Raw genomic sequence first — 7,892 nt, 5'->3', positions numbered from 1 at the left:
GCGACCATCGAGATCAGCCGGAGCCGGGCCGGGTCCGCGATCGCCTTGAGCGACTTCGCGAGGACCTCGGCGGACGCCTGGTCCATCGCCTCGGTGGTGACGGGCGAGCAGCACGCGGTGACGTCCTGGATGGGAAGCAGCTCGATCGTCATGGGCTCATCCTCCCACCGACTTCGACGGGCGTCTATATTTGCGTTCATCGATATCGACGTGCTTCGATGTACGGGCCGGCTTTCGGCTCCCGCTCGATCCGTGAAGGACCAGCCTGATGACTCACCTCCTCGCCGTCGGCGGCAGTGACGCCGGCATCGCCGCAGCGCTCCGCGCCCGCGAACTTGACCCGACCACCGATGTGACGGTGGTACTCGCGGACGAGTTCCCGAACTTCTCCATCTGCGGCATCCCGTACTGGGTCTCCGGCGACGTCGCGACGGAAGCGTCCCTCGCGCACCGCACCCGCGCGGACCTCGAAGCCGCCGGCATGACCGTCCGCTCCTCCACCTGGGCCTCCGCCGTCGACGTCGACCGCCGCCGCCTCACCGTCACCGGCGCTGCCGGGGAAGAGCAGATCTCCTACGACGAGCTGCTGATCGGCACCGGCGCCGAGCCCGTGCGCCCGGCCGGGGTCCCGTTCGGGGAATCTGGCATCCACCTGCTGCACTCCATGACTGATGCGGAGCAGGTGGTCGCTGCCCTCGAGCTGCTGCCGGCGGGGAGCCGGGTGGCGGTCGTCGGTGCTGGCTACATCGGCCTGGAGATGACCGAAGGGCTCGTCGCGCGCGGGTTCGAGACGACGCTGATTCAGCGTGGCCCGGAAGTGCTCTCCACCCTCGACCCGGAGCTCGGGTCCCTCGTCACCGCCGAGGTCCGCCGCCATGGCGCGGCCGTCCTGACCGGGTCGACCGTCACCGGGATCGCCCCGACAGGCGGTGGGCAGTGGCGCGTCGCCACCAGGTCGACGTCCGGTGACGCGGAGGGCACGTTCGCCCTCGTCGTGGTCTGCGTCGGCGTCCATCCCGTCACGGACCTCGCGGTCGCCGCTGGGGCACGGCTCGGTCAGGCCGGCGCGATCGTCGTCGACGAATCGATGCGGACCGGGGTGCCGCATGTGTGGGCTGCCGGTGACTGCGTCGTGACGCACCACCGGCTCCTCGGCACCACGTGGTTGCCGCTCGGGACGACAGCGCACAAGCAGGGCCGCGTCGCCGCGGAAAACATGCTCGGCGGCAGCAAGGTTTTCGCAGGCTCGGTGGGGACGCAGGTGGTGAAGGTGTTCGATCTCGTCGCCGCCCGCACCGGCCTCCGCCAGCACGAGACCGGCCCTCTGGAGGTGTCTCCGTTGACGCGGGTGACGGTGGCGGATGACCACAAGCGGTACTACCCGGGCGCGGTCCCGCTGACGATCAGCGTCACCGGCGACCAGAGCACCGGTCGGCTCCTCGGTGCGCAGATCGTCGGGCAGCGCTCGGCAGAGATCAGCAAGCGCATCGACACGTTCGCCACTGCCCTCCACGCGGAGCTCACCGTGGACGACGTCATCGACCTCGACCTCTCCTACACGCCGCCGCTCGGGTCCCCGTGGGACGCCGTGCAGGTCGCCGCGCAGGGCTGGGAACGCGCCGCCGCCGCAGCGAACCAGGCTGCAGTGAACCAGGCTGCGGTGATCGGCTGATGGTGATGGCTGTGGTGGCTGCGGCGATCTTCGTCGCGACGCTCGTGGTGGTGATCTGGCAGCCCAAGGGGTTCCCGATCGGCTACACCGCGCTCATCGGCGCCGTCATCGCCCTCGCCACCACCGTCGTCGGCCTCTCCGACATCCCGACAGTGGTCGGGATCGTGTGGAACGCGACACTGACGTTCGTCGCGGTGGTGCTGATCTCGTTGATCCTCGACGAGGCCGGGTTCTTCGAGTGGGCAGCCCTCCACGTTGCCCGCTGGGGCCGCGGCAACGGACGGCTGCTGTTCGTCCTCATCGTCGGCCTCGGTGCCGTCATCGCGGCCGTGTTCGCCAACGACGGGGCCGCACTGATCCTCACCCCGATCGTCGTCGGGATGCTCCGGGCCCTGAACATGCCGCAGAAGGCAGCGCTCGGGTTCATCCTCGCCACCGGGTTCATCGCCGACACCGGCAGCCTGCCGCTGGTGGTGTCGAACCTGGTCAACATCGTCTCCGCCGACTACTTCCACCTCGGCTTCGCCGAGTACGCCGCCGTCATGATCCCCGTCGGCATCGTCTCCGTCCTCGCCTCCCTCGGCATGCTGCTGCTCTACTTCGGCAAGAGCATCCCGAAGCGGTACGACGTCCTCGCCCTCACCAGCCCCACCGCCGCGATCACGGACCGGGCGACGTTCCGCGCCGGTTGGGTCGTCCTCGCCCTGCTGCTCGTCGGCTACTTCGCCGCCGACCCACTCGGTGTGCCGCTCGCGGCCGTCGCTGGTGTCGGGGCGGTCGTGATCGTGCTCGTTGCCGCCCGGCAGCCCGCGTTCCTCTTCGCCCGCGCCCAGGCCGCACCGGTCCTGGTCACCACCGGCGGCACCGCCACCGTCGGTGCCGCCGGTGGCGGTGCGGGTGCGCCGTCGGGGCGGGTGATTCCGGTGTGGAAGACGATCCGGGAGGCGCCGTGGCAGATCGTGCTGTTCTCCATCGGCATGTACCTCGTCGTCTACGGCCTGCAGAACCAGGGCCTCACTGACCACCTCGCGAAGCTGTTCGACGTGTTCGGCGACCACGGGGTGCTCGTCACGGCGCTCGGCGTCGGGTTCACCATCGCGATCCTCGCGTCCCTGATGAACAACATGCCCACCGTCCTCATCGCCGCCCTCGCCATCGGCGGAGCCGGAGCGACCGGGCTCACCCACGAGGTGATGGTCTACGCCAACGTCATCGGCTCCGACCTCGGCCCGAAGATCACCCCCATCGGCTCCCTCGCGACCCTGCTGTGGTTGCACGTGCTGGAGAAGAAGGGCATCCACATCGGGTGGGGGCAGTACTTCCGCACCGGCATCGTCCTCACCGTCCCCGTCCTCGCCGTCACCCTCGCCGCCCTCGCCGGCTGGCTCACCCTCATCCGCTGAACCCGGAAAGACACACACCCATGAGTGACAAGCCCACGATCCTGTTCGTCTGCGTCCACAACGCGGGACGCTCCCAGATGGCCGCCGGCTACGCGCAGGCACTCGGCGGCGACCGCGTCGAGGTCCTCTCCGCCGGCAGTGCGCCGAAGGACCAGATCAACCCGATCGCGATCCAGGCGATGGCCGAAGACGGCATCGACATCGCCGGCAACCAGCCGAAGATCCTCACCACCGACGCCGTCCGCGACTCCGACGCCGTCATCACCATGGGGTGCGGCGACGCGTGCCCGATCTTCCCGGGCAAGCGGTACGAGGACTGGGAACTCACCGATCCCGCCGGCCGCGGCATCGAGGACGTCCGCCCCATCCGCGACGACGTCAAGCACCGCGTCCAGACGCTCCTCGCCGAGCTGCTGCCCACCGAAGCAACCGCGTAACGACCAGGAAGCCGCAGACCATGACGCTTACCCTCACCGTCCCACCCCGGACCGACGCGGACCGCCTCACCGGGCTGCCCGTCGCGGTCATCGGTGCCGGCCCCGTCGGGCTCGCTGCCGCCGCGCACCTCCTCGAGCGCGGCCTCGACGTCGTCGTCTACGAAGCTGGCCCGACGGTTGGGACGAGCGTCCGCGCGTGGGGACACACGCGCCTGTTCTCCCCGTGGCAGTACGTCATCGACCCTGCCGCGCAGCGTCTCCTGGAAGCCACCGGCTGGGAAGCGCCTCGAGCGGCGTCGTTGCCCACTGGCCAGGACCTCGTCGACACGTACCTGGCGCCCCTGGCTGCGACCCCGCAGCTCGCACCGGTGATCCGCTACGGCACCCGGGTGGAGGCGGTGTCACGGCAGGGCATGGACCGCACCCGCTCCACCGGCCGCGCCGACACCCCCTTCCTGCTCCGCCTCCACACCGCCGACGGCGTCACGGACATCACCGCGCGTGCGGTCGTCGACACCTCCGGCACCTACACATCACCGAACCCCCTCACTGCCGCTGGGCTCGCACCCGCCGCGGACCTCGGCGACCGCGTCGTCCACGCACTGCCTGACGTCCTCGGCGCCGACCGGGCCCGGTTCTCGGGGAAGCGGGTCCTCGTCGTTGGTGCCGGCCACTCCGCGGCGAACACGCTCATCAAGCTCGCCAGCCTCGCCAAGACCGCGCCGGGTACCGAAGTGCTGTGGGCTGTCCGAAACGCCGGCACCGCCCGGCTCGGCGCCGACGCAGCCGACGGCCTCGCGGCCAGGGGTCAGCTCGGGTCCACCGTCCACGGCCTCGTCGAGTCCGGTCAGCTGCAGCAGATCGCCTCGTACGAGATCGACGACGTCCGCGCCGACGGCGACCAGGTCACCGTCACCGGCCGGCGCGCGGGAGAGCCGTTCGCGGTCACTGTCGACGTCATCGTGAACGCCACCGGATTCCGGCCCGACCTCGACATGCTCCGCGAGATCCGCCTCGGCCTCGACGACATCGTCGAAGCACCCCGAGCCCTCGCACCACTGATCGACCCGAACCTGCACTCCTGCGGCTCCGTTCCCCCGCACGGTGTCGCCGAGTTGGCGCACCCGGAGCCGAACTTCTTCATCGCCGGCATGAAGTCCTACGGCCGCGCGCCCACGTTCCTGCTCCTCACCGGCTACGAGCAGGTCCGCTCCATCGCCGCCGAACTCGCCGGCGACCACACCGCAGCCCGACAGCTCGAACTCGTCCTCCCCGAAACGGGTGTCTGCTCCACCGACATCGGCGGCAGCTCCTGCTGCACCACCCCGCCCGCCACCGCCACTCCTGCCGCTGAGGACGCTGCCTGCTGCACTCCGCTTGATTCGGCTACCGGCAACACCTCGTGCTGCACCAACTGACCGGACTTGCATCCATGACCACGAAGCCCACTGTCCTGTTCATCTGCAAGCACAACGCCGGCCGCTCACAACTCGGCGCAGCACTCCTCGAACTCGCCGCACCCGACCGATACACGGCCACCTCCGCCGGCATCACCCCGGCCGACGAGGTGAACCCCTCGATCGCCGCGACCGTAGGCGAACTCGGCCTCGACATCACCGCACGCATGCCGCGGCGCGTGACGCCCGACCTGCTCGAACACGCGGACATCGTCGTCCTCATGAAGCCCGGACTCGAACTCCCCGCAGAACCTGGCGGCACGGTCCTGGAGTGGTCGTTCCCCGACCCCAACTCCTGGTCACCGGAAGACGTGCGACCAATGCGGGACGCCGTCGCAGAACGCATCGAACGAGAGCTCCTGCAGCCGTAGCGACCGGGCTACCCGACACGAAGCGAAGCCAGAAGGACGACACAGAGCGAAGCTGTTCACAGTCTCACTAGAGAGCTTCCCATCGTGACGAGAAGCTGCACCTGCCCATCCAGTCGCTGAGTAATCAACAACTGCTCCAGGGGTGCACTGCGCACCTCAATTGGTGCGCGATGAATGGCGCGTATGCGATCCCCCACGGATGGGGCCTCCACTCCGATCTCCCCTAGTGACTTGCCTGCAGCACCTAACCTGAGCATGCGGACTCCTCGGCTTGCTTCATCGTCACCTTCCGATCCGGACCGTAAACGCCAGCACCGACAGCCGTGACGACGAGGGAGAGTCCGTAATGAACATCGAGGATCTCGCAGACAAGGTTCGAGCCCTGGAGCCCGCCCCTCGTGAGCAACAGTGGTCAAGCCTCACGTACTGCGTGCTCGACGCCGTGTGGAGCATCAGCGCCAACTACACCTCCGTCGTCGCGCCCCTGGTACGTAGGGTGGCGGCACAGCACGGCGCCCCTGGCCTGCCCGCGACGAAGACCCCCGGGGTGGACGCCGCGGACCCCCTGCCGCTTCACGCGTTCCTCTCGGAGTTTCCCGATGAGCAGAGCCTCATCGCAGTGACCAACCGACAGCGAACATCGACAAAGGGTGGGATCACCAAGGCTGCTGCTGTGCGGCAGCACGCTGAAATTTTCCTCTCCCATGGGATCGCCACTCTCGGGGAAGCTCAATCCGCCCTGCTGAACCCCACCGCACTTCAGTCCATCGACGCGGATCTACGCACAGTTCCCGGTGAAGGGGCATCTGGCATCCGGCGGGGATACCTATGGATGCTTATTGGTGACGACGCCGCGATCAAGCCTGATCGGATGGTCATGAGGTGGCTTGCCACGAACGGCGCTGGAGTCAAGAACCCCGAGGAAGCTCGCGATGTGCTAGCTCAGGTCGCACAAACCCTTCAGGGGCAGTACACCTTGTGGGAAATCGACCACGCGATCTGGCGCGCACGCCAGCCGTCGAGGACACGCGCTGCCAAGTAGCTCAACGAAGGTTTGTGCACCATCCACTCCGTGCCGTGGCGTGCATCTGGGGTGGGTGGTATGCATGCACACTCGCCGCGAGTGGGGCTGTACCCCACCCCACGCAAGTGGAAACCCCCTCAGATGCACACTTTCACCACCGCGCATCTAGGGGTATCCCTACTCGCATACTCGAGGCGTCCACCGCCAGTCGGGAGCGGGGCCGGAGTGTGGAGCCGATGAGAATCGCAGCCGTCGCGTTTCGGGTGGCGTGAAGGGCGCACGTTTGGATCGTCACTTCTGCATGTCTATCGGGGCGTCCGAGGTCGCCGAGGCGCTTGGTGTAGGCACTGGCGCCGGGTTTCCCTTCGCCGGCGAGGTCCCTAGCATCGCGCCGATCTGGAGGGCAATGGCGGCTAATGCCAATGCCAAAACGACCGGCGCCTTGATCCTTGTCTGACCGTGCCGCTCATGGCACGAAGGAGGAGTCAGCCATGTTGGTTACGGCATGAGACTGATGCGTTGGCCGCGTTCCACAAGACGAAGCTCACCGGGTAGCTCGGCCCGCTCGAACAGGCCAGCAAAGTCTTCGCGTGGCGAACGGAAAACGGTGTAGTCGTCAAAGTGAACCGGGACGATGACGTGTGGGCGGACGGTTCGAACCATCTGCGCTCCCTGGCGCGCGTCCATCGTCACCAGCAAGCCCAGGATCCGAGTGCCACCCAGATGAATGATCATGGAGTCGATCGGGCCGCAGCGCTCGGTGACGGCCGCGAGGGTGGGTCGGTAGAGCGTGTCGCCGGTGACGTAGACACGTAGACGCAGGGCTTCGTTCTCGCGCAGTTCTAGGACGCTGCCCATGACCCGAGGCAACAGATGGGTGGCAGGCCCCGGCGCGTGCTGACCCGGGGTCGCGGTGAGACGCAGGGTCCACGAGCCACGGGTGAGAAGGCGTGTGTCCCAGGTGTCAAGGGCATGCGCGTCGAACCCCCAGCGCTCAAGTCGGCGTGCCGCTGGGGCGGTGGTATAGACGGGCGGGGTGCGCTGAAGTTCGCGCCGCGCGATCCGATCGAAGTGATCCCCGTGCAAGTGTGACAGCACGATGGCGTCCAACGAAGGTAGTTCGGATGGCTGCATGGCAGGCTCCGTCAATCGTCGGCTTGCCAGCCCCTTGCCGAGATAGGCCAGCTGGCCACGGTGAAGGAAGTTGGGATCGGTAAGAACAGTGAAAGGACCCAGGCGGAGAAGACACGTGGCTGTGCCGATGAACTCCAGCGACGCCAGACCCTCCGAAACTGTGCCGCCCGAGCTGCCGTGTTCGCCGTTCGGAGTGCTGGTCGATGAATTCATGTGACTCCTCGAGAGGGGATGCGGTGTCGGGTGATGGATGTAAGGTCTGCGCACGGTGAGGGGACGACCGGCCCGCGCCCTACCGGACGGTGGGGCTCCAGCCTGAGCAGATGACAGTGGTAAGGCAGCTAGTGTCGCGCGTCATTAATTCGTTGACAGTATGGGATGATGGCATATGCCG

7 protein-coding genes are annotated in these 7,892 nt (G+C 67.7%); 6 read left to right on the top strand and 1 reads right to left on the bottom strand.

Translation table 11 applies throughout. The features are described from left to right. The first annotated feature begins 268 nt into the window (after nt 1–268). The 6 genes from AX669_RS01955 to AX669_RS01930 all read left to right on the top strand — a co-directional run bounded on the left by AX669_RS01955 (nt 269) and on the right by AX669_RS01930 (nt 6,382). Complete coding sequence (locus AX669_RS01955) at nt 269–1,672, top strand: FAD-dependent oxidoreductase (protein WP_038566168.1); 1,404 nt, start codon at nt 269–271, stop codon at nt 1,670–1,672. A 5-nt stretch (nt 1,673–1,677) separates the two neighbouring features. Then, on the top strand, nt 1,678–3,075 hold the full coding sequence (locus AX669_RS01950; protein WP_038569915.1) for an arsenic transporter: 1,398 nt from the start codon (nt 1,678–1,680) through the stop codon (nt 3,073–3,075). A gap of 20 nt (nt 3,076–3,095) precedes the next feature. After that, on the top strand, nt 3,096–3,512 hold the full coding sequence (locus AX669_RS01945; protein WP_038566165.1) for an arsenate reductase ArsC: 417 nt from the start codon (nt 3,096–3,098) through the stop codon (nt 3,510–3,512). Between the two features lie 20 nt (nt 3,513–3,532). After that, on the top strand, nt 3,533–4,930 hold the full coding sequence (locus AX669_RS01940; protein WP_038566163.1) for an FAD-dependent oxidoreductase: 1,398 nt from the start codon (nt 3,533–3,535) through the stop codon (nt 4,928–4,930). A gap of 14 nt (nt 4,931–4,944) precedes the next feature. Then, complete coding sequence (locus tag AX669_RS01935; RefSeq protein ID WP_038566160.1) at nt 4,945–5,340, top strand: low molecular weight phosphatase family protein; 396 nt, start codon at nt 4,945–4,947, stop codon at nt 5,338–5,340. A gap of 346 nt (nt 5,341–5,686) precedes the next feature. Next, a complete protein-coding gene (locus tag AX669_RS01930) occupies nt 5,687–6,382 on the top strand; it encodes a hypothetical protein (RefSeq protein WP_038566157.1) in 696 nt (231 codons plus the stop codon). A 480-nt stretch (nt 6,383–6,862) separates the two neighbouring features. On the opposite strand, the gene AX669_RS01925 is transcribed toward AX669_RS01930, so the two are convergent. Beyond that, nucleotides 6,863–7,711, bottom strand: a complete 849-nt coding sequence (locus AX669_RS01925) for an MBL fold metallo-hydrolase (RefSeq protein ID WP_081873511.1) — start codon at nt 7,709–7,711, stop codon at nt 6,863–6,865. Nucleotides 7,712–7,892: the final 181 nt, after the last annotated feature.

This window comes from Dermacoccus sp. CCH2-D9 (genome assembly GCF_001556795.1).
GTDB classification, from domain to species: domain Bacteria; phylum Actinomycetota; class Actinomycetes; order Actinomycetales; family Dermatophilaceae; genus Dermacoccus; species Dermacoccus nishinomiyaensis.
The sequence above is the reverse complement of the archived record's forward strand: the minus strand, read 5'-3'. Positions and strand labels throughout refer to the sequence as shown.

Coding starts and splice junctions, on each gene's coding strand:
- AX669_RS01955 (WP_038566168.1), top strand. CDS start 269: ATGACTCACCTCCTCGCCGTCGGCGGCAGTGACGCCGGCATCGCCGCA.
- AX669_RS01950 (WP_038569915.1), top strand. CDS start 1,678: ATGGCTGTGGTGGCTGCGGCGATCTTCGTCGCGACGCTCGTGGTGGTG.
- AX669_RS01945 (WP_038566165.1), top strand. CDS start 3,096: ATGAGTGACAAGCCCACGATCCTGTTCGTCTGCGTCCACAACGCGGGA.
- AX669_RS01940 (WP_038566163.1), top strand. CDS start 3,533: ATGACGCTTACCCTCACCGTCCCACCCCGGACCGACGCGGACCGCCTC.
- AX669_RS01935 (WP_038566160.1), top strand. CDS start 4,945: ATGACCACGAAGCCCACTGTCCTGTTCATCTGCAAGCACAACGCCGGC.
- AX669_RS01930 (WP_038566157.1), top strand. CDS start 5,687: ATGAACATCGAGGATCTCGCAGACAAGGTTCGAGCCCTGGAGCCCGCC.
- AX669_RS01925 (WP_081873511.1), bottom strand. CDS start 7,711: ATGAATTCATCGACCAGCACTCCGAACGGCGAACACGGCAGCTCGGGC.